The 25,628-nt window shown below is 72.1% G+C and carries 17 protein-coding genes, 2 pseudogenes and 1 riboswitch; of the genes and pseudogenes, 12 read left to right on the forward strand and 7 right to left on the reverse strand.

The annotated features are described in order from the left end of the window. Positions 1–123: 123 nt before the first annotated feature. Entirely contained in the window at positions 124–1,416 is a 1,293-nt protein-coding gene (locus ABT116_RS03040) for an ATP-binding protein (RefSeq protein WP_351626942.1), read from the forward strand. Continuing rightward, a complete protein-coding gene (locus ABT116_RS03045) occupies positions 1,413–2,153 on the forward strand; it encodes a LuxR C-terminal-related transcriptional regulator (RefSeq protein ID WP_351626945.1) in 741 nt (246 codons plus the stop codon). The genes ABT116_RS03040 and ABT116_RS03045 overlap by 4 nt, the downstream gene beginning before the upstream one ends. A 53-nt stretch (positions 2,154–2,206) precedes the next feature. Here ABT116_RS03045 and ABT116_RS03050 read toward each other — a convergent pair whose 3' ends face one another. Continuing rightward, the gene (locus ABT116_RS03050) at positions 2,207–3,265 is read right to left on the reverse strand and encodes a C40 family peptidase (RefSeq protein WP_351626948.1); all 1,059 of its coding nucleotides are present in this window, start codon (positions 3,263–3,265) and stop codon (positions 2,207–2,209) included. Positions 3,266–3,687: 422 nt separating this feature from the next. On the opposite strand from ABT116_RS03050, the gene ABT116_RS03055 reads away from it, so the two are divergent. Further along, entirely contained in the window at positions 3,688–4,041 is a 354-nt protein-coding gene (locus tag ABT116_RS03055) for a hypothetical protein (RefSeq protein WP_351626951.1), read from the forward strand. Here ABT116_RS03055 and ABT116_RS03060 read toward each other — a convergent pair. After that, entirely contained in the window at positions 4,019–4,960 is a 942-nt protein-coding gene (locus tag ABT116_RS03060; protein WP_351626954.1) for an SLAC1 family transporter, read from the reverse strand. The two genes, ABT116_RS03055 and ABT116_RS03060, sit on opposite strands and share 23 nt — an antisense overlap. A gap of 96 nt (positions 4,961–5,056) precedes the next feature. Beyond that, a complete protein-coding gene (locus ABT116_RS03065) occupies positions 5,057–6,244 on the reverse strand; it encodes a C40 family peptidase (protein WP_351626957.1) in 1,188 nt (395 codons plus the stop codon). An 8-nt stretch (positions 6,245–6,252) separates the two neighbouring features. Further along, positions 6,253–6,424: riboswitch (cyclic di-AMP (ydaO/yuaA leader) on the reverse strand. Positions 6,425–6,738: 314 nt separating this feature from the next. Here ABT116_RS03065 and pcrA point away from each other — a divergent pair. Next, entirely contained in the window at positions 6,739–9,216 is a 2,478-nt protein-coding gene (gene pcrA / locus ABT116_RS03070; RefSeq protein ID WP_351626964.1) for a DNA helicase PcrA, read from the forward strand. Between the two features lie 60 nt (positions 9,217–9,276). Here pcrA and ABT116_RS03075 read toward each other — a convergent pair whose 3' ends face one another. Next, entirely contained in the window at positions 9,277–10,785 is a 1,509-nt protein-coding gene (locus tag ABT116_RS03075; protein WP_351626966.1) for a M23 family metallopeptidase, read from the reverse strand. 219 nt (positions 10,786–11,004) lie between these two features. Next, positions 11,005–11,868 (reverse strand): esterase/lipase family protein, encoded by an 864-nt coding sequence (locus tag ABT116_RS03080; protein WP_351626968.1) that lies wholly within the window; start codon positions 11,866–11,868, stop codon positions 11,005–11,007. Between the two features lie 521 nt (positions 11,869–12,389). On the opposite strand from ABT116_RS03080, the gene icmB reads away from it, so the two are divergent. Then, the gene (icmB, locus tag ABT116_RS03085) at positions 12,390–12,806 is read left to right on the forward strand and encodes a coenzyme B12-dependent isobutyryl CoA mutase small subunit (protein ID WP_351626969.1); all 417 of its coding nucleotides are present in this window, start codon (positions 12,390–12,392) and stop codon (positions 12,804–12,806) included. A gap of 380 nt (positions 12,807–13,186) precedes the next feature. On the opposite strand, the gene ABT116_RS03090 is transcribed toward icmB, so the two are convergent. Together ABT116_RS03090 and ABT116_RS03095 are read right to left on the reverse strand one after the other, a co-directional pair. Continuing rightward, on the reverse strand, positions 13,187–14,938 hold the full coding sequence (locus ABT116_RS03090; RefSeq protein WP_351626971.1) for a DUF5691 domain-containing protein: 1,752 nt from the start codon (positions 14,936–14,938) through the stop codon (positions 13,187–13,189). Positions 14,939–15,091: 153 nt separating this feature from the next. After that, on the reverse strand, positions 15,092–16,447 hold the full coding sequence (locus ABT116_RS03095; RefSeq protein WP_351626972.1) for an SWIM zinc finger family protein: 1,356 nt from the start codon (positions 16,445–16,447) through the stop codon (positions 15,092–15,094). A 145-nt stretch (positions 16,448–16,592) separates the two neighbouring features. Between ABT116_RS03095 and ABT116_RS03100 the strand changes: the two genes are divergently transcribed. The 7 genes and pseudogenes from ABT116_RS03100 to ABT116_RS50815 form a co-directional block, all read left to right on the forward strand. Further along, positions 16,593–17,723, forward strand: a complete 1,131-nt coding sequence (locus tag ABT116_RS03100) for an ATP-binding protein (RefSeq protein ID WP_351626974.1) — start codon at positions 16,593–16,595, stop codon at positions 17,721–17,723. A gap of 190 nt (positions 17,724–17,913) precedes the next feature. Continuing rightward, entirely contained in the window at positions 17,914–20,304 is a 2,391-nt protein-coding gene (locus tag ABT116_RS03105) for a DUF5682 family protein (protein WP_351626977.1), read from the forward strand. A gap of 139 nt (positions 20,305–20,443) precedes the next feature. Continuing rightward, positions 20,444–21,610: a VWA domain-containing protein gene (locus tag ABT116_RS03110; protein WP_351626980.1), complete on the forward strand. Its 1,167-nt coding sequence runs from the start codon at positions 20,444–20,446 to the stop codon at positions 21,608–21,610. 199 nt (positions 21,611–21,809) lie between these two features. Next, entirely contained in the window at positions 21,810–22,901 is a 1,092-nt protein-coding gene (locus ABT116_RS03115) for a hypothetical protein (RefSeq protein ID WP_351626982.1), read from the forward strand. A 569-nt stretch (positions 22,902–23,470) separates the two neighbouring features. Then, a complete protein-coding gene (sucC, locus tag ABT116_RS03120; protein WP_184559479.1) occupies positions 23,471–24,649 on the forward strand; it encodes an ADP-forming succinate--CoA ligase subunit beta in 1,179 nt (392 codons plus the stop codon). 21 nt (positions 24,650–24,670) lie between these two features. Next, a pseudogene (gene sucD, locus ABT116_RS03125) lies at positions 24,671–25,540 on the forward strand (succinate--CoA ligase subunit alpha); the annotation flags it as partial. Then, positions 25,540–25,628: pseudogene (locus ABT116_RS50815) on the forward strand (NADPH-ferredoxin reductase); the annotation flags it as partial. The pseudogenes sucD and ABT116_RS50815, both read left to right, overlap by 1 nt.

Here is a 25,628-nt window from a genome sequence, read left to right on the forward strand (position 1 = left end):
GACCCTGATATCGGCCCTGAGATGCGGCTCGGGAAGCGTTCGAGGGGCGGCCCGCGGAGATCAGGGGAGCTTCAGGGGCCGACCCTGATGCTCCGGCCTCTCGCACGTGTGACCATCAATGGCATGTCGGAAGCCGCAGCAGCGCCACTCGCCGAACCGCGGCCACCGCGCAAGCTCTACCGCAGCAGTGACGGACGCTGGCTCGGGGGCGTGGCGCGGGGCCTCGCCGGGCATCTCGGGCTGCCTGTGATCTGGGTACGGCTCGTCTTCGTCGGCCTCTTCATGGCCGACGGCCTCGGCGCGTTGCTGTACGCCGCGTTCTGGTTCTTCGTCCCGCTCGGCGTCGGCGGGGTAGAGGCGCAGAAGCCGCCGTCGCCGGTGGCCTCGGAGACATCGCCCGACGGCCGCCGCAGACGCGTCGCGCGCAGGCCCGACAAGGGCCAGATCGTGGCCCTGCTCCTCATGGTCGTGGTGGCCATGGTCTTCGTGGGCAACGTGAACCTCAGCGGTGGGGCCCGGGCCTACCTCTGGCCGACGGTGCTCGTCGGCGCGGGCGTCGCCCTGGTCTGGCGGCAGGCGGACAACGCCCGCCGGGCCCGCTGGGCCGAGGTCGGCCGCCGCCGGCGCACGGTCACGCTGCTGCGCTCGGTGGGCGGGGTGCTGCTGGTGACGGCCGGCGTCTCCGGCATCTTCGTCCTGCAGGGCTCCGCGGCACACCTCGGTTCCGTCCTGCAGGCGGCCCTCGCGGTCCTCGTCGGGATAACGCTGCTCGCCGGGCCGTATCTGGTGCGCATGACCCAGGACCTCTCCGAGGAACGCCTTATGCGCATCCGTGCCCAGGAGCGCGCGGAGGTCGCCGCCCATGTGCACGACTCGGTGCTGCACACCCTGACCCTGATACAGCGCAACGCGGAGAACGCCGGCGAGGTCCGCCGCCTGGCCCGCGCCCAGGAACGCGACCTGCGCACGTGGCTCTACAAACCCGAAGGCACCGGCAAGGACGAGGCCGACGAGCCCACCACCCTCGCCGACGCCGTCCGGCGCAACGCCGCCGAGGTGGAGGACAAGCACGGCGTGCCCATCGAGGTCGTGGTCGTGGGCGACTGCCCCCTCGACGAGGGGATCGCCGCACAGATGCAGGCCGCGCGGGAAGCGATGGTGAACGCCGCCAAGTACGGTGGCGAGGGCGGCGCCGTGCAGGTCTTCGCCGAGGTCGAGGGGAAGACGGTCTTCGTGTCCGTCCGGGACCGCGGCCCCGGCTTCGACCTCGATTCGATACCCGCCGACCGGATGGGCGTCAGAGAATCGATCATCGGCCGCATGGAGCGCAACGGCGGCACGGCGCGGCTGCGCGCGGTGCCGGACGGCGGCACGGAGGTCGAGCTGGAGATGGAGAGGGCGGAGAAGACGTCATGAGCGACCCGACCGAGGGGAACGGTACGGCGGGATCGGCGGAGGCGGCGGGGCCCGCGCAGGAGGGCGGCGGCCCGGGGCGTCATGTTCGCGTGGTCCTCGTGGACGACCACCGCATGTTCCGTACGGGGGTCCAGGCCGAGATCGGACAGACCGCGCAGACCGGAGTCGAGGTCGTCGGCGAGGCCGCGGACGTCGACCAGGCGGTCACGGTCATCACCGCGACCCGGCCCGAGGTGGTCCTCCTCGACGTGCACCTGCCCGGGGGCGGCGGTGTCGAAGTGCTGCGCCGCTGCGCCCCGTTGATGGGCGACACCGAGCAGCCGGTCCGCTTCCTCGCGCTGTCCGTGTCGGACGCGGCGGAGGACGTGATCGGCGTGATCCGCGGCGGGGCCCGTGGCTACGTCACCAAGACCATCACCGGCACGGACCTGGTGAACTCCATCTTCCGCGTCCAGGAGGGTGACGCGGTCTTCTCCCCCCGGCTGGCCGGGTTCGTCCTGGACGCCTTCGCCTCCACGGACGCACCGCCGGTCGACGAGGACCTGGACCGCCTGACCCAGCGCGAGCGCGAGGTACTGCGGCTCATCGCGCGGGGCTACGCGTACAAGGAGATCGCCAAGCAGCTGTACATCTCCGTCAAGACGGTCGAGTCGCACGTCTCGGCGGTCCTGCGCAAGCTCCAGCTGTCGAACCGGCACGAGCTGACGCGGTGGGCGACGGCGCGCAGGCTGGTGTGACACAGGGCCGGGCCCGGCACCCGGCCCCCTGCTCACCTCACCGACGCGCCCGCTCACACCACCCGCGTCGCCCCCGCGAACGGCATGTCGTCCAGGGGGGCGACGCGGACCGGCGCGGACGGGTTGGGGGCGTGGATCATCCGGCCGTTGCCCACGTAGATGCCGACATGGCTGATGCCGGCGTAGAAGAAGACCAGGTCGCCGGGGAGGAGTTCGGAGCGGGAGACGCGGCGTCCGGCGGCGATCTGGGAGTACGTCGTGCGCGGCAGGGAGACGCCCGCGGCGCGGTACGCGGCCTGGACGAGGCCTGAGCAGTCGAAGGCGTTCGGGCCGGTGGCGCCCCACACGTAGGGACTGCCGAGCTTCTGGTGGGCGTAGGAGACGGCAGCGGCCGCACGGGAGTTGGGCGCCTCGGACGAGGCGGAGCCGGGGGCCGCGAGAGTGTCCCGGACGCCCGCCGCGCGCGAGGCGCGGTCCTGCGATACGCCCGGCCGGGAACGTTCCTGCGCGTCGAGCCGGGACAGCAGCCGCCGTGCCGAGCCCAGCTTGCCGGTGATCGTCTTCTTGTGCCGCTTCAGCTCCGTCTGCCGTGACTTCAGGGAGGTCAGCTCGATGTGGGCGGCTCCGCGCAGCTGCTCGATCTCCCGGAGCCGCTTGCGCACGCCCGCGACGGCGGCGTTCTGCCGGTTGCCGGCCCGCTCGACGAACTCGGCGTTCTCGAGGTACCGGTCGGGATCGTCGGACAGGGCGAGCTGCACCGCCGGGTCGAGACCGCCGGCTCGGTACTGCGCGGCGGCGACCGAACCCAGGGCGTCACGGGCGGAGTTGAGCCGCTCCTCCTTGCGGGCCGCCTGGTCCTGGAGGTCCTTCAGCCGCTGCACGGCCGCGTCGGCCTTCTCCTTCGCGCCGTTGTACTTCTCGGTGGCGGCCTCCGCCTCCTGGTACAGCCGGTCCACCTTGGCCTTGATCTGGCCGGGGGTGAGCTGGGGTTCGGCGTGTCCGGTCCCGTCGAAGCCCGTCGCCGTCGCCGCGCCCGCTAGGGCGATCGAGGCGGCCGTACGGGCCTTGCCGCCACCCATTGCGCGCTGTCGGGGCTTGCGGTGCGCTGCCACGTGGAGGCCACGTCCTTTCCTCGACCGCCGAGGGGTGTATGCGGCCGCCGGGGGGAGCGGACGGGCGGCCTGCGCGTCCGGCGACGGCCCGCACAGGGGAAGCGGACCGCCGCCGGACCTTTTCGGCGGTGGTGTCCGACTGCCGCCCCTGGCCCGGGCGGCGGTGGGGAGCCGGGCACCTGGTGGAGGACGCTAAATGCCGCCGCGGCGGGCCGGGGGCGGGTGTGCGGAAGTGTCGTGAGAGGACCGGCGGTGACCGTATGCGACCGTGGCCCCACCCCGGCGCCGCCTACTTCACTCAGCGTGATGACCGATGCGGTCGATTCATGAGCGAGTGACCGTGATCGGGTGCTATGGGGCGCATTTATGCATCCCTGGGCCGGTGTAGGTGGCCTCGGAGCCCCTGATTAGGCTCCGGCCTCATGGACGTACTCATCCACCTCTTCGTCGGCCTCCACATCATCGGCATCGCCTCGCTCCTGGGCGGCTTCCTCACCCAGATGAAGGCGATGGGCGAGGGTACCGCCCGCTTCTCCCCCGCGATGCTGCACGGCGCGCTCACGATGCTGGTCACCGGTGTGATCCTGGTCGGCCTCAACCAGGCCGACGACCAGACCGTGAACAACATCAAGATCGGTGTGAAGCTGGCCCTGCTGATCGTGATACTCGGCCTGGTCTATGTGAAGCGGGACGACGAGAAGGTGGACAAGGGCCTCTTCGGTCTGGTCGGGCTGCTGACCACGGCGAACATATTCATCGCCGTGCTCTGGACCTGACCCGGGAGCGCCGGGCGCCGGCCCGGGCGGAGGCGAGAGCCCAGGCGGTGCATCCGAGCCAGGCGGCCACCGCGCACCACAGCAGCACTTCCCCGGCGACGTCGAGCCAGGGGGTGTCGAGGGCGGCGGCGACCGCGAGGGTGGCCGCCGCGGTGACGACCGCGGCGAACACGGTCGCCCAGCGCCGCACGTCGTAGTGGTGCCGGGGCCAGAAGAGCTCGGCGAGGAGCAGGGCCACGCACGCGATCAGCGCGAGCACGAGCAGCGAGACGGTCGTCGTGCGCAGGGTGTCGGCGTTCTCCTCGTTCCACAGGTACAGGCGCGAGCTGTCGGCGCCGAGGAGTTTCGCCCCGGCCAGTGCGGAGACGGCGAGGGCGCCGGCCGCGAGCCAGTGGTCCCCGCGCCCCTCCTCCACCTGCCGGGGCTGGAAACGGAACAGGGCGAAGCAGTAGAGCGCGAGCCCCAGCCAGAACAGCACCACGGCCGCGTGGGCGAGCCAGGCCACCGCGTCGGCCGCGGCGAGCGTGGCGCCGAGCACGGCGAGCCCCTCGGTGGCCACGCAGCGCAGGAACACCGTTCCGCGCCGCCCCTCGGCCTCCGCGGTGAGGAGCACCGCCCAGAGCAGCATGGCGAGCGCCAGCAGCGCCTCGGCCAGGGGCTGCTGCCCGGCCGCGGAGAAGCCCGTGCCCAGGACCGCGGCCGCCGCCACGGTGGTGAGCGCGGCCGGTGTCTCCACCCGCCACTCGCCCCGCGTCCGCTGGGCGAGGCCCGCGGCCGCCGCCAGCCAGGCCGCGCAGGCCAGGGCCAGGGCGATGCGGGCGAGGACCGCGTACCCCGCCGAGTCGAGACCGACCGACATGCTGCCGGTCGCCAGCGCATACGTCGCCCACCAGGTGGCAAACGGGGAGGGACCGGACATAGCGCCGATGCTAGAGAGCGGTGCGCGCGTTACGAGAGGGGCACGCGCGCGTGCCCCTCAAAAACCTGACGCGACCTCTTTGCCCGCAGGCTTCACTCAGGCCGGGCGCACCACGCTGTGGATCGCCGACTCGCCGTCGTAGTAGATCGACTCCTCGCGCACGTACGTGCCGGGCTTCGGCGCGTGGATCATCATGCCGTTGCCGATGTAGATCCCTACGTGGGTGACGTCGTCGTAGAAGAAGACGAGGTCACCGGGTTGCGCCTGGGAGAGCGGGACCGTGCTGCCGGCATTGACCTGGTCGTAGGTCGTGCGGGGCAGGGTGACGCCCGCGGCCTTCCAGGCGGCCTGGGTGAGGCCGGAGCAGTCGTAGGAGCCGGGGCCGACGGCGCCCCACACGTACGGCTTGCCGATCTGGGCGCGGGCGAAGGCGAGCGCCTTGTCGGCCTTGGTCGCGTACGAGGAGTCGGCCGGGGCCGTCGAGGAGGACGAGCCGGAGCCCGACGGCCCCGTCGATCCGGACGTGGAGGACGCGCCGTCCTGCTGCCGGGCGGCCTCCTCCTGCGCCTTCTGCTGCGCGGCCTGCTGCCGGGCCAGCTCGTCGGCCTTGCGGGCGGCCTCCGCCCGCTTCTCCTTCTCGATGGCCGCGAGCCGGGCCTTCTCCTCGGCGGTCAGCTTCGTCATCAGCTCGCGCGCGTCGGCGAGCTTGCGCTGGACGGTGGCCTTGGCCGTCTTCAGGTCACCCTGCGAATCGGTGAGCGTCTCGAGGCTCTCGGTGGCCTCCTGGCGCTTCTTCATCGTCTCGGACTGCTGCGTGACGTAGTCGTCGACCGCGACCTTCTGACGGCCGGTCATCCGGTCCATCAGCTGGGTCTGGTCGAAGTAGTCCTGCGGGGTGTCCGCGAGCAGGAACGTCGCCGTGTCCGGGGCGGCGGCACCGGTGCGGTACTGGGCGGAGGCGAAGGAACCCAGCTCCTCGCGTGCCTCGTTGAGCTTCTGGGTGCGCTGGGCGACATCGTCGAGGAGGGTGTCGACGCGCTTGCGCTGCTTCGCGGTCTTCTCCTTGGCCGCGTTGTACTTGTCGGTCGCCGACTCGGCCTGGCGGTACAGGTCGTCGACCTTCTTCTCGACTTCCTCCAGGCTGGGCTTGTCGTCGGCCTCGGGGGCGGCGTTGGCCGACTGGGACAGCAGGGCCACGGAGGTGAGGGCCGCCGTTGCGAGGGCGGGGGTCCGTATGCCTGCCATGCGCGTACCCGTAGGACGCGACTTGCGGTGCGACGCCAAGGGAGGCGACTCCTTCCATGTTCCGCCTACCGGGTTAGCTGTCGGGTTCGGGCGGGTGGTTCGGAAGGTTTGCCCTACGGCCTTCTCCGCACAGGAGTCGGGCCGATTCACCCCAGGTTCACGGTTGGGTCCCCGGCTCCGGCTGCCGCTGCGGCACACCGGACTCGGCGGAGGCCGCGCGGCCCGGCGACGTTCGCCGGTGGGGGTCATGCGGCCTGGTCGCACCGTAGCCAACTCGTGTGGCCCCTGTGAAGGTTGATGGGTGATATGCCCGATACATTTTCGTGACCTTATTCCCGAGCGTTGCCGAGAGTGAACGATCAAGGGGGATTGGGCGGGAAAAGTCCCTACATGCCGGGTGTGTAGCAGGGCGTGATCGCGCCGTCATGGAGGGCGACAACGCGCCGCCGGGCGGTCGGCGGGACCCCGGGCGCGCGGCGATGTTCTCAGGGCGGCGGCGGGCTGTCAGTGGGGCGCCCTAGACTCGGAGAGCGATGAGCAGCCTCTTTGACGACAGCTTCCTGGCGAACCTCCAGGCCCAGCGGGGCCCCGCGGACGAGCCCCCGCCGCCACCCGAGGACGATCACGTTCCGGAGCCGATCCCGGACGATCTGTTCGGCGGGAAGTTCGACGCGCCCCCGGACCGGGACGCCTACTACCGGGACGGAGCCCCCCGCCCGGTGGTGGACACAGCCGCCCTCCTGGAGGGGCTGAACGACAACCAGCGCGCCGCCGTCGTCCACTCCGGCTCCCCGCTGCTCATCGTGGCCGGCGCCGGCTCCGGCAAGACCCGTGTGCTCACGCATCGCATCGCCCACCTGCTCGCCGAGCGGGACGTGCACCCGGGCCAGATCCTCGCGATCACCTTCACCAACAAGGCCGCCGGCGAGATGAAGGAGCGCGTGGAGCAGCTCGTCGGCCCGCGTGCGAACGCCATGTGGGTCATGACCTTCCACAGCGCGTGCGTGCGCATCCTCAGGCGCGAGAGCAAGAAGCTCGGCTTCACCTCGTCCTTCTCGATCTACGACGCCGCCGACTCCAAGCGCCTGATGGCCCTGGTCTGCCGCGACCTCGACCTCGACCCCAAGCGCTTCCCGCCGAAGTCCTTCAGCGCCAAGATCAGCAACCTGAAGAACGAGCTGATCGACGAGGAGGACTTCGCGGCCCAGGCCACCGACGGGTTCGAGAAGACCCTCGCCCAGGCCTACGCCATGTACCAGTCGCGGCTGCGCGAGGCGAACGCCCTCGACTTCGACGACCTGATCATGACGACGGTCAACCTGCTGCGCGCCTTCCCGGACGTCGCCGAGCACTACCGCCGCCGCTTCCGGCACGTCCTGGTGGACGAGTACCAGGACACCAACCACGCGCAGTACGCCCTCGTCCGCGAGCTGGTCGGCACCTCGGAACACCCCGTCGACGTGCCGCCCGAGGCCGAGATCCCGCCCGCCGAGCTCTGCGTGGTGGGTGACGCCGACCAGTCGATCTACGCCTTCCGCGGCGCGACGATCCGCAACATCCTCCAGTTCGAGGAGGACTACCCGGACGCGACGACGATCCTGCTGGAGCAGAACTACCGCTCGACGCAGACGATCCTCAGCGCCGCCAACGCCGTCATCGAGCGCAACGAGTCCCGCCGGCCCAAGAACCTGTGGACCAACGCCGGCTCCGGCGCCCGGATCACCGGCTACGTCGCCGACACCGAGCACGACGAGGCGCAGTTCGTCGCCGACGAGATAGACCGCCTCACGGACGCCGGAGAGGCCAAGGCCGGCGACGTCGCCGTCTTCTACCGCACCAACGCCCAGTCCCGTGTCTTCGAAGAGGTCTTCATCCGCGTCGGCCTGCCCTACAAGGTCGTCGGCGGTGTCCGCTTCTACGAGCGCAAGGAGGTCCGGGACGTCCTGGCCTACCTGCGCGTCCTGTCCAACCCCGAGGACTCGGTACCGCTGCGCCGGATCCTCAACGTCCCCAAGCGGGGCATCGGCGACCGCGCCGAGGCGATGATCGACGCCCTGTCCCAGCGGGAGAAGATCAGCTTCCCGCAGGCCCTGAAGCGCGTCGACGAGGCGTACGGCATGGCCGCGCGCTCCACCAACGCCGTCAAGCGGTTCAACACGCTGATGGAGGACCTCCGCACCGTCGTCGAGTCCGGCGCCGGACCGGCCACGGTGCTGGAGGCCGTCCTGGAACGCACCGGGTACCTCGCCGAACTGCAGGCCTCCACCGACCCGCAGGACGAGACCCGGATCGAGAACCTCCAGGAACTCGCCGCCGTCGCCATGGAGTTCGAGCAGGAGCGCGGCGAGGACGAGCAGCCTTCCCTGTCCGACTTCCTGGAGCAGGTCGCGCTGGTCGCCGACTCCGACCAGATCCCCGACGAGGAAGACGGCGACGGCGTCATCACACTGATGACCCTGCACACCGCCAAGGGCCTGGAGTTCCCGGTCGTCTTCCTGACCGGCATGGAGGACGGCGTCTTCCCGCACATGCGCGCCCTCGGCCAGACCAAGGAACTGGAGGAGGAGCGGCGCCTGGCCTACGTCGGCATCACGCGCGCGCGGGAGCGGCTGTACCTGACGCGGTCCACGCTGCGCAGCGCCTGGGGCCAACCGTCGTACAACCCGCCCTCCCGCTTCCTGGAGGAGATCCCGCCGACCCACGTGGAGTGGAAGCGGACGGGTGCGACCGCGCCCGCGTCCTCGGGGCCGGTCTCGGCGGTGGCGGCGTCGCTGTCGTCGTCCCGCTCGCGCTCGTCGGCGTCGGGTGCCTCCGGTTTCGCCACCCGCCGCACCTCCGAGAAGCCGGTGGTGTCACTGGCGGTCGGGGACCGCGTCACGCACGACCAGTTCGGGCTCGGGACCGTCGTCGCGGTCAAGGGCACGGGCGGCAACGCCGAGGCGACGATCGACTTCGGCGACACCAAGCCGAAGCGGCTGCTGCTGCGGTACGCGCCGGTGGAGAAGCTGTAGCGCCGTGAGGTGAACCGGTGGGCCCCTGCGCGCTCGGCGCGGGCGGGGGCTGCCGGGGCGTTACGCCGGGTCGATGCCGTGGCTGCGCAGCCACGGGAGCGGGTCGATCGCCGAGCCGCCGCCCGGGCGCACCTCGAAGTGCAGGTGCGGACCGGTGGAGTTGCCGGAGTTGCCGGAGCGCGCGATGGGATCGCCGGCCTTCACGGTCGTACCCGAGGGCACCGTGTAGGTGGAGAGGTGGCAGTACCACGTCTCCGTGCCGTCCTTCGCGGTCAGGATCAGCATGTTGCCGTACGCGCTGTTCCACTGCGTGCGGACGGTGCCGTCGGTCGCGGCCATCACGGTCGTGCCGTACGAGACGGGGAAGTCGATGCCGGTGTGCAGGGACATCCAGTTGATGCCGGACTGGCCGTAGTAGGCGCTGAGTCCGTGCCGGGCGACCGGCAGGGCGAACTTGGGGCGCAGCCGCTCCTTGCGGGCCGCCTCCTCCGCAGCGCGCTTCTTCTCGGCCGCCTGCTGGGCCTTGAGGTCGATGCGCTCCTGCGTGCGGCTGGCCCGGTCGGCGAAGTCGTCGGCGCCGGCGGAGAGGCTCTGCAGCTGCGTGTCCAGCTTGTTGTTGGCCGCGGCCGGCTTGACCGGCTGCGCGTCCGCCGCGGTCGTCTGCGCTTCGGCGGCACTGTCGTCGGAGAGGGCGCCGACGGATGCGGCGGCGATCCCGGCGACACCCATCACGCACGCCGAGGGCACCGCGATGGTCATCAGCGCCGAGCGCTTGGGGGGCGTGCGGCGGCGGGAGCGGGAGCCGGCGCGCGAGGCCGCCCGCGAGGACGGGGCCGGGGTGACGTCCTCCTGGCCGTCCAGGAGCGGGGTGACGACGGGCAGTTCGCCGGTGGTGGCCGGCTCGCCGCCGTCCGCGTCGGGGGCGGGGTAGCCGGCTTCGGCGGCATCGTCGTACGCGACCTGGTCGAAGGCCGCGGTCTCGTGCTGGTCGAAGGTTTCGGCAGGGTGCTCGTAGGCGTCGGGAGCAGGTGCGGCGGTGCCGTCGGAGTTCCACTGCGTCGCGTCGTAGGCGCCTGTGTCGAAGGTCTGCGTGCCCCACTCCCACTGCTGGGTGTGGTCGGCCGGGTTGCCGGACTGGTCGGGCTGGAGCCAGGGGCCGGTCTCCCACTGCCCGGTGGCGTCGGGGGAGGGGGCCTGGGACGGGATGGCCGACATCGGCTGCTGCCCGGCCGTCCAGGAGGTCGTGTCGTAGACGCCGGTGTCGTAGGCGGCGTGGTGCTGGGCCGCGTATGCGTCGTAGTGCACGTTCTCGTGCGTGCCCGTGGGCCAGTGGCCGGTGTCGTACGTGCCCGAGTCGTGACCGCTGCCCGGCATGTCGCCGAAGAGGGGGTCGGTCGCGAAGCTCGCGGTGGCGTGCCCGGTGGCGTCGAATCCGGTGGCGGTGTGGTCGCCGTACGTGGTGAAGTCGCCGTACTGGGCTTCCTGGGTGTTGTACGACGCGTAGTGCGCGGAGGCGGCGTCGGAAGCCGGAGCCGGGGTCATGGTCCCCGACGGGTGACGGTCGTTCACCAACTTCTCTTTCGCCTCGACAACAGGGGCTGCCAGAGCAGTGCGGCGACTGTACCCGGCGGTACGCGGGCACGACAATCTTCGGCAGGTTTCGCGTGCGCAGGAAACGGGCATTCGGCCGTGTTTTGGCGGACGGCGGGCACGGGTTTGGCCCTGTGTTCGAAGTTTGTTCGAGGTTGATCGGTGCTGTGGCGTCGAGTGACCGCTGTATGACGAGTCTCAGGCGACTGTCAGATCGTCGGTGTGTTCGGCGGACGGTTCACCCGGGAGGGCCGTGTCGAGAACCTGCCGCACGCCGTTGGCGACGGCGGGGTGCACGGGCAGGGCGAGATGGCCGATGCCGGTCACGCGCACGTTCTGGGCCATCAGATCGGGATGGTCGATGCAGGCCGTCTCCAGCGGGTCCATCACATGGTCCAGATCGCTCCAGAAGCTGACGAAGTGCGTACGGCAGTCAGGGGCGGGCGCACTGAGCTCCTCGAGCACCGGTGAGCCGGGGCGCATCTGGCGCACGATGGGGTGCGCGTTCGCGAAGGGCACCACCCGGGTTCCCGAGTGCGGCGTGCCGAGCGTGACAAGAGTCCGCACATGCCTGTCACCGCCGAGGCGCTGCACGTAGTAACGCGCTATCAGGCCGCCCAGGCTGTGCCCGACGATGTCGATCTGACGGGCCCCCGTGCGCTCGCAGAGCTCCTCGACGCGCCGGCCGAGCAGTTCGGCGGCGGCGCGTATGTCGCAGGTCAGCGGCGAGTAGTTGAGGGACTCGATCTGCTGCCTGCCGTGCTGGGCGAGGCTGCGGCGCAGCAGGACGAAGACCGAGCGGTTGTCGATGAAGCCGTGCAGCAGGAGGACCGGTGGCTTGGCCTGCGTGGGCAGTTGGGCGGCGCCGTCCGCGGGCAGCGCCGGGACGGGAGCGCGCCGCTCCTGGGTGATGCCGGACGGATAGAGAAGGAGATGCCCGGCCAGGATCGCGATCTCCAGGGCGGTGGCCTTCAGGAGGGCCAGGGACAGTCCCGCCAGCCGGCCCGGCAGCAGGCGCTCGCAGAGCGGAAGAAGGGGCAGAGCAGCCCTGGTGACCTTCATGGCCGACCTCCTGTCGGCACGCGGCAGGACGGCTCCGCCCCCCGTGTGCCCTCGTGGAAAGCAGCTGCGAAGACGGCCGGCCATGACCGCGGGAGCGGCGTGAGCCGCGTGAGCTGCGGGGGCAGAGCACGGCGTGTGGCGTGTGTGACGCCGGTGGTGCGACGGGGGTCCCCGATCGGTGGGGTGACGAGGCTCCCCGCCGGTGCGCCGTGTCTGCCTTGCGTGCTGTGTGTGCGGTGCTTGCCCTGCGTGCCTTCGCCGAGGTGTCCTGCCGCCGCGGTGCGTGGATGACGCGGCGGGACGGCGACCTCGATGCGGCTCCCCTTGCGCTTGTCCCATCGTGTGATTTCCCCCTCGGTATCCACCGCGAAACTGCCGGTTGCGGGATCCTGGAGATAACGTTCGTTCACTTGCCCGGACGTTTCGGGGCGGGATGTCCGTGCGGTGCGGCGTGTACGGCTTGCCTGATGTGTGCGGTACTTGTCGGTACGGATGGATGTAGTCGCTTCATGGAGGCAGTGATGGGTGTGGCAGCCGGTCCGATCCGCGTGGTGGTGGCCAAGCCGGGGCTCGACGGTCACGATCGCGGGGCCAAAGTGATCGCGCGGGCCCTGCGCGACGCCGGTATGGAGGTCATCTACACCGGCCTCCACCAGACTCCCGAGCAGGTCGTCGACACGGCGATCCAGGAGGACGCCGACGCGATCGGGCTGTCCATCCTCTCCGGAGCGCACAACACGCTCTTCGCGGCCGTGATCGACCTGCTCAGGGAGCGGGACGCCGAGGACATCCTGGTATTCGGCGGCGGGATCATCCCCGAGGCGGACATCCCTCTGCTCAAGGAGAAGGGCGTCGCGGAGATCTTCACGCCCGGCGCGACGACGGCGTCGATCGTGGACTGGGTCCGGACGAACGCGCGCCAGCCTGCGGAGGCGTAGGTCTACGGCGGTCCCGCTCGGGCGTCCTCGCCCGGCGGCCGGAGCCGACCGGGGTGGCTGGTTCGGCGGGAGTCCGGCAGTGGCTGTCCCCGGTGACCGTCCCGGTCGTCGGCATGCCCGGCGGCAACGGCATGCCCGGCGGCGACCGGTCGCGGGAGGGTACCCGTCGCCGGATGCCGCGGGAGGCCCGTCGGCGAGGGTGTCGCGGGGGTCTTCGCCGGGTGCCGCGGGGCGCCCGGAGGCGAAGGTGTCGTTGTGGCCTGTGCCGGGTGACGCCGGGTGCCCTTTGGCGAGGGTGGCGTCGCGCGCTGCGCCGGATGCCGCGGGGGGCCCGTCGGTCGGTGTGGCGTCGGGCCCGTCGCCGCATACGCGGACAGGGGTCAGGCCGCTCCCAGCTCCTCGGCCATCGCCGCGCGCAGACGCAAGGTCGTGACCAGACGCTGGAAGGCCTCCGCCCAGTAGCCGCCGGCTCCCGGGGAGGCGTTCTCCGGCTCGTCGGGTACGGCCAGCAGGGCGTCGAGCCGGGAGGCCTCGGCCGGGTCCAGGCAGCGCTCGGCCAGTCCCATCACTCCGCTGAAGCTCCATGGATAACTCCCTGCGTCCCGAGCGATGTTGAGGGCGTCCACCACGGCCCGGCCGAGCGGTGGTCCCCAGGGCACCGCGCACACCCCGAGCAACTGGAAGGCCTCGGACAGGCCGTGTGTGCCGATGAAGCCGGCCACCCATTCGGCCCGTTCGGCGGCGCCCAGCGCGCCGAGCAGCTTGGCGCGTTCGGCCAGGGACACGGCACCCGGCCCGCCCGCTTCCGGCGCCGACGGATCGCCGAGCAGCGCGCGTGACCACTCGGCGTCCCGCTGGCGTACCGCCGCCCGGCACCACGCCGCGTGCAGTTCGCCCTGCCAGTCGTCCGCCACCGGCAGCGCCACGATCTCCTGGGGCGTGCGGCCGCCGAGCCGCCGCGACCAGGTCCCGAGCGGTGCCGCCTCCACCAACTGGCCGAACCACCAGGATCGTTCACCGCGTCCTGCCGGGGCCTTCGCCACGACGCCGTCGCGTTCCATGCCCGGATCGCACTCGTGCGGCGCCTCGACGGCGATTGTCGGGGTGGCCTCCGTGGCTCCTACGGCTCCCACGGTTCCCATGGCTCCGGTGGTCCCAGTGGCTCCGGTGGCCGCCGTGGCCGGCGCGGTCCCTCCGGGCCCCGCGTCGTCGTGGCCGGTTCGCAGGGGCCGCCGTGTCTGCATGTGGTCGATGGCCACACATGCCTCCGCCCTGACCGCCATCCGCGCGGCGAGCGCCGAACCCGGCAGGGCCGACAGCAGTTCCGCCGCCGTCGCCCGGACGTTGCGGCTGCGGTCGGCCAGGGCCTGTTCCAGGAACGGCTCGTCGTCCGGGCCCAGGCCCCTGCGCAGCGAATCGAGGAACATCAGCCGGTCCTCGGCCCGTTCCGTCGCCCAGGTCGTCGCGAGCAGGTCGCGTGCGGCGGCCGGTTCGCGGGAGCGCAGGGCGGACAGCAGGGCGACGCGTTCGGCGAACAGGCCCTCCTGCCAGAGCTGCTGGACCCTGTCGTCGTCCTCGGGGTGCGGCAGGGCCGCGCCGCCGCCCGGGGTCGCGCGCAGGGCGAACCGCCAGTCCGGGTTCAGCCGTGCCAGCCACAGGGCCCGGGGCCCCGCGAACTCCAGTGCCGTCGGACGCAGGTCGGTACGCCCCCGGGCCGCGTCCAGCAACGCCGGAAGCAGCTGCGGAGGCGGTGCAAAACCACGGGCGTTCGCCGCCGCGAGCCACTGGGGCAGCAGTTCCGTCAGGTCGGGCGCGGTGCCCCGTCGGCCGCCGCCGGACGGGCCGGGGCGGTCGGCCAGCAGCATCGCGAGTCTGCGGGCGGCTGCAGGCGGCAGTGCCGGACGGGGGTCCGGCGGAGCCGGCTGTGGCCGCTCGGCCGCCCGCGCCGGGCGCAGACCGGCCCGTCGTCGTACCGTCTCCACGGCCGCCGCGTCCAGCAGGGCCGTGGGTGCGGCCGGACCGGGTGCGGTGCCCGGCGGGGTGCGCCGGTCCGTGCCGAGCAGCGCGGTGGTGACGAGCCCCTCCCAGGCGTTCGCGCCGGGCGCGTCCACAGACGCGGAGGTCCTGGTCATGAGCTTCCTTTCCGCGGGGCGCCCGGTAGTTGAAGGCTCGCCCTTACCGGTTGTCCCGTGATGCCTGAAAGATGCGTGAGTCTGTGGGATGGGTGAGTCTGTGGGGTCGGTGAGGCGGGCCGAAGGGCCGCAGGCCGAGCCGCTGCGACGGGCTCAGCACAACGCGACAGCGTCACCCGGGCCCTCCGGCCAAGCCGTCAGCGGAGTGAAGCCCTGGTGGCCGCATTCGCCGAAGACCCTGACCGGGGCCCCGCCCGACAGGGCGACCAGCCGCCACAGGCCCGGCCTGGAACGCGCCACCGGAGTGAGTGGCAACGCCGCGTCCTCGTCGGCGTCCGCCAGCTGCCAGGAGTCGCCGTCCGGGGCCGGAACGACCCGGTCCAGCGTCACCGGGACGGACTCCAGCCACGGGTCGTCGCGCAGGGCGTCGCCGTACCGCGCCACCGCCTGGGACGTCGTCATCCCCGGAGGGCGTATCGCCGAGGGCGCGGCCGGGGCGAACTGCTCGCCCAGGGCCACCCGCGGCTGCCCGGCGCCCGGGTACGCGGACACCTCGGCGTCCAGGGCCAGTCCCACCGGCAGCGCCTGCTCCGGGGCGCGGCCCGCGGCGCCATAAGAGAGGAGCAGGACGGTGCGGTGCGAGTCGGTGCCGTGCAGCCAGATCCGGCGGGTCGTCAGGCGCGGGTCGGTCGTGTCGTACTGGGCGAGGACCAGCCAGCGGTCGCGCAGCGGCGGGCCGTCGGCGGAGGCGGGCAGACCCACGCGGGAGCGGATCGTGGCGGCGAGGCCGTCCGGGAGCCGCTCGCGGCGCAGCCAGCCCTGACCGAGGAGGTGCAGCAGCGCGCACTCCTCCAGCAGCCGCACCGGCCAGCCCGGACCCGTGGACGGTATCGCCCCCAACTCCCGCACCCGGCCTGCCAGGCCCTGTGCCTGGGCGTCGACCATGCGGGCCGCCGTCTCCTCCCACAGGCCGTACCCCGACTGCTCCGCGGTCGCCAGACCGCCGCGCAGCAGGTCGGCCAGACGCTGCTCCAGCTCCACCGCGCCCGCCGTGACCCGCTCGGCCCGGCGCTCCGCCCGGCGCCGCCCCGCCTCCGGATCAGCGGCACCGGACGGCGCCCCGGAGCCGTCCGCGGCCTTCTTCTCCTCCGCGCGTCTGCGCCGCCCCGCCGTCCACTGTCCGGCCCACTCCGGAGCCTGCCCCGGTGGGACCGCCGCGTCGTCGGCGGCCCAGAGCAACAGCAGCCCGAGCGCGTGTTTGCACGGGAACTTGCGGCTCGGACATGTGCACTTGTACCCGGGTCCCGCGGCGTCCGCGAGGTCGACGATCGTCTGATACGGCTTGCTTCCGCTGCCCTTGCACAGCCCCCACACCGTTCCCTCGTCGGAACACCCCGCCTCGGACCACGGCCCCGCCGCGCCGAGTTTGCTTCCCGCTTTGCGTGATGCCGCGTCAGGTGCCAGTGCCAGCACCTGGTCCGCGGTCCAGCGCACCCCCTGCTGAGTCATGCCGACGACGTTAGATCCCGCCACTGACAATCGGGTCCGCGAGCGGCTCCGGCGGGGCGTTTTCGCAGGTCGGAACGCATTGTCAGTGGTGTGGTGCAACGTTGGTGCCAGATCCGAACCGGCCGAGCTGGAGGGGGACTTTGCCATGACTGTGTCCGTGGAGCCGACGTCCGTCGAAGCGGGGGAGACGGAATCGACCCAGGCGTTGCGACCGCACGCCGAGGACGCCTTCGCCGCGGAACTCGCCGCGCTGGCCGCCCAGGACGACCGTCCGCGCCCGGCCCGCTGGAAGCTGTCGCCGTGGGCCGTCGCGACGTACCTGCTCGGCGGGACGCTGCCGGACGGCACGGTGATCAGCCCCAAGTACGTCGGCCCGCGCCGGATCGTCGAGGTCGCCGTCACCACGCTCGCCACCGACCGCGCCCTGCTCCTGCTCGGCGTGCCGGGCACCGCGAAGACCTGGGTGTCCGAGCACCTGGCCGCGGCGGTCAGCGGCGACTCCACGCTGCTGGTGCAGGGCACCGCCGGCACCCCGGAGGAGGCCATCCGCTACGGCTGGAACTACGCGCAGCTGCTCGCCCACGGCCCGAGCCGGAACGCCCTCGTGCCCAGTCCCGTCATGCGGGCCATGGCGGAGGGCATGACGGCCCGCGTCGAGGAACTGACACGTATCCCGGCCGACGTGCAGGACACGCTCATCACGATCCTGTCGGAGAAGACGCTGCCCATACCGGAACTGGGCCAGGAGGTGCAGGCGGTCCGCGGCTTCAACCTGATCGCCACGGCCAACGACCGCGACCGCGGGGTCAACGACCTGTCCAGCGCCCTGCGCCGCCGCTTCAACACCGTGGTGCTGCCGCTGCCGGAGAGCCCCGAGGCAGAGGTCGACATCGTCTCGCGGCGCGTCGACCAGATCGGCCGCTCCCTCGACCTGCCGGCCGCGCCCGACGGGCTCGCCGAGATCCGCCGGGTCGTCACGGTCTTCCGCGAGCTGCGCGACGGGGTCACGACCGACGGCCGGACGAAGCTGAAGTCGCCCAGCGGCACGCTGTCCACGGCCGAAGCGATCTCCGTCGTCACCAATGGCCTTGCCCTCGCCGCCCACTTCGGCGACGGCGTGCTGCGGCCGGGCGACGTCGCCGCGGGCATCCTCGGCGCGGTGGTCCGCGACCCGGCGGCGGACCGGGTCATCTGGCAGGAGTACCTCGAGACGGTGGTCCGCGAGCGCGACGGCTGGAAGGACTTCTACCGGGCCTGCCGCGAGGTGAGCGTGTGAGCGACGCGGGGCGGAGCGGGCCGGTCGGCACCCGGGCCGCCCAGTACGCCGGGACGGCCTCGACCGCCGCGGCCAGGACGCCGGTGTGTGGGACGCCGGTGCGTGGGACGGCGGTCGTCGGCCGGTCCGAGACAGGACATGCGGGACGGGACGTACGGAACGTGCGGGACGGGGCGGGAGGTGGGATGAAGTGACCGGTGTGGAAAGGGCCGCGGGTCAGAGGGCCGGAGCGGGCCCGGTGCTGCTCGGGGTGCGGCACCACGGGCCGGGGTCCGCGCGAGCGGTGCGGGCGGCTCTGGAGGAGATCCGGCCGCGGATCGTGCTGATCGAGGGCCCGCCCGAGGCCGACGCGCTGATCCCGCTCGCCGCCGACGAGGAGATGCGGCCACCGGTCGCTCTGCTCGCCCACGCCGTGGACGAGCCCGGCCGCTCGGCGTTCTGGCCGCTGGCCGGGTTCTCCCCGGAGTGGGTCGCCATCCGCTGGGCCCTGGAGCACGACGTCCCGGCCCGCTTCATCGACCTGCCGGCCACGCACACGCTGGCCTGGGGGAGGCAGGAGGACGAGGCGGGGGAGGAGCGCTCTCCGGACGCCGAGACGGCTGCGGACGGGGACACCGGCCTCGGCCCGGCCGATCCGCGGATCGACCCGATCGGAGTGCTCGCCGAAGCCGCCGGCTACGACGACCCGGAGCGGTGGTGGGAGGACGTCGTGGAACACCGCGGCGCAGGGGAGGGCGACGCCCTCGCGCCGTTCACCGCGCTCGAGGAGGCCATGAGCGCGCTGCGGGAGACCTACGGCAGCGGGGGACACGACCGCGACCCGGTGCGCGAGGCGTACATGCGGCTCCAGATGCGCGCCGCGCAACGGGAGTTCGAGGACGGTGTCGCCGTGGTCTGCGGGGCCTGGCACGTGCCCGCACTGCGGCAGAAGACCACCGTCGCCGCCGACAAGGCACTGCTGAAGGGGCTGCCCAAGGTCAAGGCGGACATGACCTGGGTGCCGTGGACCCACCGCCGGCTGTCCCGCAGCAGTGGGTACGGGGCCGGCATCGACTCGCCGGGCTGGTACGGGCACCTGTTCAGTGCTCCGGACCGGCCGGTGGAGCGGTGGCTGACCAAGGTGGCGGGGCTGCTGCGTGCCGAGGACCGGATCGTCTCCTCCGCGCACGTCATCGAGGCGGTGCGGCTGGCCGAGACGCTCGCCGCGATGCGCGGGCGTCCGCTGCCCGGCCTGAGCGAGACGACCGACGCGGTGCGGGCGGTGATGTGCGAGGGCTCGGACGTGCCGCTGGAGCTGGTGCGCGACCGGCTGGTCGTGGGGGACGTGCTGGGCGAGGTGCCCTCGTCGGCGCCGGCGGTGCCGTTGCAGCGGGACCTCACCCGGCTGCAGCGGCGGCTGCGGCTGAAGCCGGAGGCGCTGGAGCGGGAGGTGGAGCTCGACCTGCGCAAGGAGAACGACGCCGCCCGCAGCAGACTGCTGCACCGGCTGCGGCTGCTCGGCATCGCGTGGGGCGAACCGGCCGCCTCACGGGGCAGCACCGGCACGTTCCGGGAGACGTGGCGGCTGCGCTGGGAACCCGAGCTGTCCGTGCGGATCGCCGAGGCCGGGGTGTGGGGGACGACCGTCCTGTCCGCCGCGACCGCCAAGGCCGAAGCGGACGCCGTCACCGCGCAGGGCCTCGCCGATGTCACCGCGCTCGCCGAGCACTGCCTCCTGGCCGGACTGCCCGACGCGCTGCCGACGGTGATGCGGGTCCTGGCCGACCGGGCGGCCCTCGACACCGACGTCGGCCATCTCGCCCAGGCGCTCCCGGCCCTGGTCCGCTCCCTGCGCTACGGCGACGTGCGCGGCACCGACACCGCTGCTCTGGCGGAAGTCGCCGCGGGACTGGCCGAGCGGGTCTTCGTCGGCCTCCCCCCGGCCTGCGCCGCGCTCGACGCGGACGCCGCCGAGGAGATGAGACGCCATGTGGACGCGGTGCACGGAGCCGTGGGCCTCCTGGGCGATGCCCCCGCCGCGGGACACGGCAGCCTGAGAAACCGCTGGCAGTCGGTGCTGCGCGTGCTGTCCGGGCGGGACACCGTGCCCGGGGTCGTCCGGGGGCGGGCCGTGCGGCTCCTGCTGGACGACGGGGAGCTGGCCCAGGACGAGGCGGCACTGCTGATGGGACTCGCCCTGTCACCGGGCACACCGCCGGCGGACGCGGCCGCGTGGATCGAGGGCTTCGTCGGCGGCGGCTCGGGGGGCGGGATGCTCCTGGTCCACGACGAGGGGCTGCTCGGCCTCGTCGACGCGTGGCTGACCGGGGTGCCGGCCGAGGCCTTCACGGACGTACTGCCCCTGCTGCGGCGGACGTTCTCGGCGTACGAGCCCGGGGTGCGCCGGACCCTCGGAGAACTGGTCCGACGCGGACCGGGAATCGGGGGTGGCGCGACAGCCGCCGGTACCGGAACGCCCGGCTTCGCGGCCGACTTCGACACAGCGCGCGCGGACGCCGTGCTGCCGGTCGTGCGGCTGCTGCTCGGGCTGGACGTAGTGGACGAGAACACCGACGACAACCTGGCGGGGGTGACGGGATGACGACCGAGGCACTGAGGGAGCGGACGACGGCACCGGAAACGGGAGCCACCGTGACGGGCGGGTTCCGGGCGACAAGGCGGCCGACGACGACCGTGCCGGTGATCCCGCTGTGGGAACGGCCTCGTAAGGGAGGGCGGGCATGACGTCCGAGGTGACGGACCCGGCGCAGGAGCGGCTGCGGCGCTGGCGGCTCGTCCTCGGGGGTGACGCGGCGGACGGTACCGGCTGCGCGCTGTCGGGGCAGGACGCCGCGATGGACGGGGCGCTCACCGCGCTCTACGGAAGGAAGGACGGCAGGTCGCAGGGGGGCCGGGACCGTTCGGCGGGGCTCGGGGCGTCGGCGCCGTCCGTGGCGCGCTGGCTCGGGGACATCCGGACGTACTTCCCCTCCTCCGTCGTGCAGGTCATGCAGCGCGACGCCATCGACCGGCTCGGTCTCGCCACGCTGCTGCTGGAGCCGGAGATGCTGGAGGCGGTGGAGGCCGACGTGCACCTCGTCGGCACGCTGCTGTCCCTCAACAAGGCGATGCCGGAGACGACGAAGGAGACGGCCCGGGCCGTCGTGCGCAAGGTCGTCGAGGACCTGGAGAAGCGGCTCGCCACCCGCACCCGGGCCACCCTCACCGGCGCCCTCGACCGCAGCGCCCGGATCAACCGGCCCCGCCACCACGACATCGACTGGAACCGCACCATCGCGGCCAACCTCAAGCACTACCTGCCCGAGCACCGGACGATCGTGCCGGAGCGGCTCATCGGATTCGGGCGGGCGACCCGGTCCACGAAGAAGGAGGTCATCCTCTGTATCGACCAGTCGGGATCCATGGCGGCATCCGTTGTGTACGCATCGGTGTTCGGGGCGGTGCTCGCCTCGATGCGGACGATCTCCACGCGACTCGTCGTCTTCGACACGGCGGTCGTCGACCTCACGGATCAGCTGGACGACCCGGTCGACGTGCTGTTCGGCACGCAGCTCGGCGGTGGCACGGACATCAACCGGGCGCTCGCGTACTGCCAGTCGCAGATCACGCGGCCCGCGGAGACGGTGGTCGTGCTGATCAGCGACCTCTACGAAGGCGGCATCCGCAACGAGATGCTCAAGCGGGTCTCCGCGATGAAGGCGTCGGGCGTGCAGTTCGTGACGCTGCTGGCGCTCTCGGACGAGGGGGCACCCGCGTACGACCGGGAGCACGCGGCCGCGCTCGCGGCGCTGGGGGCACCGGCGTTCGCGTGCACGCCCGATCTGTTTCCGGAGGTCATGGCGGCGGCGATCGAGAAAAGGCCGCTCCCGATACCGGATGCGGCGTGAAGGGCCCGGCACGAAGGGGCAGATGACGACTTGTCGACGCATCGTCGTCCGACGTGCAGCAGCAAAACGGACATGACGGTCCATCGGCAGTAAGGGCTTGCGCGACGTGCGCACTCCCGTGCGAGGATCGGCGCCTGCCTGACGGCGTGTGTGCCGGCGGGCAGTACCGCTTCCGTCGCACGGGAGGAAGCTTCCCCTCTTGGCCTGGTCAGCAGCCCTGCCCGATGCCGCGTCGCGCCTGCCGCGCACTGCGGCCGGGTGGCGTGCGCTGCAACTGGCGCTGATGGTGGGCGGGTTGCTGGTCCTCGGGTTGCTCTGGGGGGAGCGGGCGTCTGCCGAGAACGGCGCAGGGGTGCTGCCGGAGGGCCGGGCAGAGCAGGTCGTCAGCGGTGTTCCCGCCCCGGGGGCCGGGGCGGGAGACCGGCTCGTCGGGTCTGTCGGTGATGCGGCGGAGTCGGCGAGCAAGGGGCCGGCTCGCACCCGGGCGAAGGTGCCGTCGTCGTCCCCACGGATGCGGTCGCAGTCACAGTCGCCCGAGCGGCCGTCGCACGGGGAGCGGCCGGAGCCGGCGGAATCGCCGGAACCGCCAGAGCTGCCCGGGCAGCTGTCGCACGTGGATCTGCTCACGCTGCCGGACCTGCGTGACCTGCCGGACCTGCCTGACCTGCCAGGTCTGCCAGGTCTGCCAGGTCTGTCCACCGTTCCCGGTGACGTCGCGACCGCGGGAAGGCCCGGTCTCCCCGCTCTCCCACTCCCCGGCCTCCCCGGCGTTCGCGGGGATCCGACGTCCCCCAGTAGCTCCCTCCCCACACCGGTTACGGCCGATCCGCAGCCGGGCGGGACGACGCCACCTGTGCCGTACACCCCGGTCCACGGCACCGAGCCCCACACCGCTCCCGCAAGTCCGCAGCTCCCCGTCACCCACGCGAACCACGGCAGAAACGTGGAGCACACCGGCCACCTCAGTCACACCGGCCGACATACGGGTCACCTCAGTCACGTCCACCAGGCGGACCACCTCAGCCATCCCACCCACCCGAGCCATCCGAGCCACCCGAGACCGTCCTCGCACGCAGGACTCGCCCGGGCCGACCACTCGCCCGGTGGGCGGCCCGACGGCGTGCTCGGCAACCGGTCCGTGGCCGACAGCGGATCGTGCCGTCATGGCGACGCGCACGCCGTCACCCCCAGCCCCTGGGCGCCGCTCAGGCTCGTGCCCGGCGTCGCGGCACCGACCGACGTGGCGGACGCCCGGCGCACCCACCGGGACATGCCCCTCTTCCCCGGCTAGCACGGCTCCTCCCGGGTCGGCACGGACAGACCGCCGAGGCGTCCGCTGCCGTAGCCCGGCCGCAGGGGGAGAGGCCGTCGGCCGACCCACCGGGTGCCCACGGCACCCGGCTCCCCTCTCCCCCCTCCCTCATGCTTCACGAGGCGTCACGCCCGGGCGGCCGAAAGCCGTCGGCGGTCCGAGGCCGAAACCTCGTGGATGGGTCGGGTGGTTCCCATAGGGGTGGGGACCACGTGACCCGCGGCCCCGGAGAGCGGGCCCTGAACAGGGCCTTCGTGCTTCTTCGGGGACGTCAAACGGGCCTCACCGGGTCAACCCCAGCCCGGTGAGGCCCCTCACCCCCGGCACGCCGTGCCAGAGAGCGCGGCATCATGTGACAGGTATCACCGCTCAGGTGTGACCCTCGATTTAGAGGCCCCCCGGAAGCAGCGATAACCTGCGAGACGGACATGCCGCGCGCTCGGACACCGTGTGCGCCTCCCTTGTGACAGACAGCGGACGTCACGTTGCCCTCGCGGCACGCCCACGCAGACAACGAACCGCGAGATCACTGATAGGGACGGAAGCGCGTGGACCTGTTCGAGTACCAGGCGAGGGACCTCTTCGCCAAGCACGATGTACCGGTGCTGGCCGGTGAAGTCATCGACACGCCTGAGGCGGCCCGCGCAGCCACCGAGCGCCTCGGTGGCAAGTCCGTCGTCAAGGCCCAGGTGAAGGTCGGCGGCCGTGGCAAGGCGGGCGGCGTGAAGCTCGCCGGCACCGCCGACGAGGCGGTCGAGCACGCGACCAACATCCTCGGCATGGACATCAAGGGCCACACGGTCCACAAGGTGATGATCGCCGAGACGGCCCCGGAGATCGTGGAGGAGTACTACGTCTCCTTCCTCCTGGACCGTGCCAACCGCACCTTCCTCTCCATCGCCTCCGTCGAGGGCGGCATGGAGATCGAGGAGGTGGCGGCCACCCGCCCCGAGGCCGTCGCCAAGACGCCGATCGACGCCAACGAGGGTGTCACCGAGGCCAAGGCCCGCGAGATCGTCGCGGCCGCCAAGTTCCCGGCCGAGGTCGCCGACAAGGTCGTGAACGTCCTGGTCAAGCTGTGGGACACCTTCATCAAGGAGGACGCCCTCCTGGTCGAGGTCAACCCGCTGGCCAAGGTCGCCTCCGGTGAGGTCATCGCCCTGGACGGCAAGGTCTCCCTGGACGAGAACGCCGAGTTCCGTCAGCCGGAGCACGAGGCCCTCCAGGACAAGGCCGCGGCCAACCCGCTCGAGGCCGCCGCCAAGGAGAAGAACCTCAACTACGTCAAGCTCGACGGTGAGGTCGGCATCATCGGCAACGGCGCGGGTCTCGTCATGAGCACCCTGGACGTCGTCGCGTACGCCGGTGAGGCGCACGGTGGCGTCAAGCCCGCCAACTTCCTCGACATCGGCGGTGGCGCCTCCGCCGCCGTCATGGCCAACGGCCTGGAGATCATCCTCGGCGACCCGGACGTCAAGTCCGTCTTCGTCAACGTCTTCGGTGGCATCACCGCCTGTGACGAGGTCGCCAACGGCATCGTCCAGGCGCTGCAGCTGCTCGCCGACAAGGGCGAGGAAGTCACCAAGCCCCTCGTCGTCCGTCTGGACGGCAACAACGCCGAGCTGGGTCGCAAGATCCTCTCCGACGCCAACCACCCGCTGGTCCAGCGCGTGGACACCATGGACGGCGCGGCCGACAAGGCCGCCGAGCTCGCGGCTGCGAAGTAAGGGACGAGGGACTAAACAGCCATGGCTATCTTCCTCAACAAGGACAGCAAGGTCATCGTCCAGGGCATGACCGGTGCCACGGGCATGAAGCACACCAAGCTCATGCTGGCCGACGGCACGAACATCGTCGGTGGCGTGAACCCCCGCAAGGCGGGCACGTCCGTCGACATCGACGGCAACGACATCCCGGTCTTCGGCACGGTCGCCGAGGCGATCGAGAAGACGGGCGCCAACGTGTCCGTCCTCTTCGTCCCGCCGGCCTTCGCCAAGGCCGCCGTCGTCGAGGCCATCGACGCCGAGATCCCCCTCGCGGTCGTCATCACCGAGGGCATCGCCGTCCACGACTCGGCCGCGTTCTACGCGTACGCCGTGTCCAAGGGCAACAAGACCCGGATCATCGGCCCGAACTGCCCCGGTCTCATCACGCCGGGCCAGTCCAACGCCGGCATCATCCCGGGCGACATCACCAAGCCGGGCCGCATCGGCCTGGTGTCGAAGTCCGGCACGCTGACGTACCAGATGATGTACGAGCTGCGCGACATCGGCTTCTCCTCCGCCGTCGGCATCGGTGGCGACCCGGTCATCGGGACGACCCACATCGACGCGCTCGCCGCGTTCGAGGCCGACCCCGACACCGACCTGATCGTCATGATCGGCGAGATCGGCGGCGACGCCGAGGAGCGGGCCGCGGCCTTCATCAAGGAGAACGTGAAGAAGCCGGTCGTCGGCTACGTCGCGGGCTTCACCGCGCCCGAGGGCAAGACCATGGGCCACGCCGGCGCCATCGTCTCCGGCTCCTCCGGCACGGCCGCCGCGAAGAAGGAGGCCCTCGAGGCCGCCGGCGTCAAGGTCGGCAAGACGCCGACCGAGACGGCCAAGCTGGCGCGCGCCCGTCCCAGGCCCGGTTCACCACCAAGGAGCTGCGCGAACTGGGCACCCTGCCGGAGACCGACGTCGTGGTGGATCCGGCGGAGCTGGC

Origin of the sequence: Streptomyces sp. NPDC002130 (genome assembly GCF_040296465.1) — a bacterium.
Classification (GTDB): domain Bacteria; phylum Actinomycetota; class Actinomycetes; order Streptomycetales; family Streptomycetaceae; genus Streptomyces.

Coding starts and splice junctions, on each gene's coding strand:
- ABT116_RS03040 (WP_351626942.1), top strand. CDS start 124: ATGTCGGAAGCCGCAGCAGCGCCACTCGCCGAACCGCGGCCACCGCGC.
- ABT116_RS03045 (WP_351626945.1), top strand. CDS start 1,413: ATGAGCGACCCGACCGAGGGGAACGGTACGGCGGGATCGGCGGAGGCG.
- ABT116_RS03055 (WP_351626951.1), top strand. CDS start 3,688: ATGGACGTACTCATCCACCTCTTCGTCGGCCTCCACATCATCGGCATC.
- ABT116_RS03060 (WP_351626954.1), bottom strand. CDS start 4,960: ATGTCCGGTCCCTCCCCGTTTGCCACCTGGTGGGCGACGTATGCGCTG.
- pcrA (WP_351626964.1), top strand. CDS start 6,739: ATGAGCAGCCTCTTTGACGACAGCTTCCTGGCGAACCTCCAGGCCCAG.
- ABT116_RS03080 (WP_351626968.1), bottom strand. CDS start 11,868: ATGAAGGTCACCAGGGCTGCTCTGCCCCTTCTTCCGCTCTGCGAGCGC.
- icmB (WP_351626969.1), top strand. CDS start 12,390: ATGGGTGTGGCAGCCGGTCCGATCCGCGTGGTGGTGGCCAAGCCGGGG.
- ABT116_RS03090 (WP_351626971.1), bottom strand. CDS start 14,938: ATGACCAGGACCTCCGCGTCTGTGGACGCGCCCGGCGCGAACGCCTGG.
- ABT116_RS03095 (WP_351626972.1), bottom strand. CDS start 16,447: ATGACTCAGCAGGGGGTGCGCTGGACCGCGGACCAGGTGCTGGCACTG.
- ABT116_RS03100 (WP_351626974.1), top strand. CDS start 16,593: ATGACTGTGTCCGTGGAGCCGACGTCCGTCGAAGCGGGGGAGACGGAA.
- ABT116_RS03110 (WP_351626980.1), top strand. CDS start 20,444: ATGACGTCCGAGGTGACGGACCCGGCGCAGGAGCGGCTGCGGCGCTGG.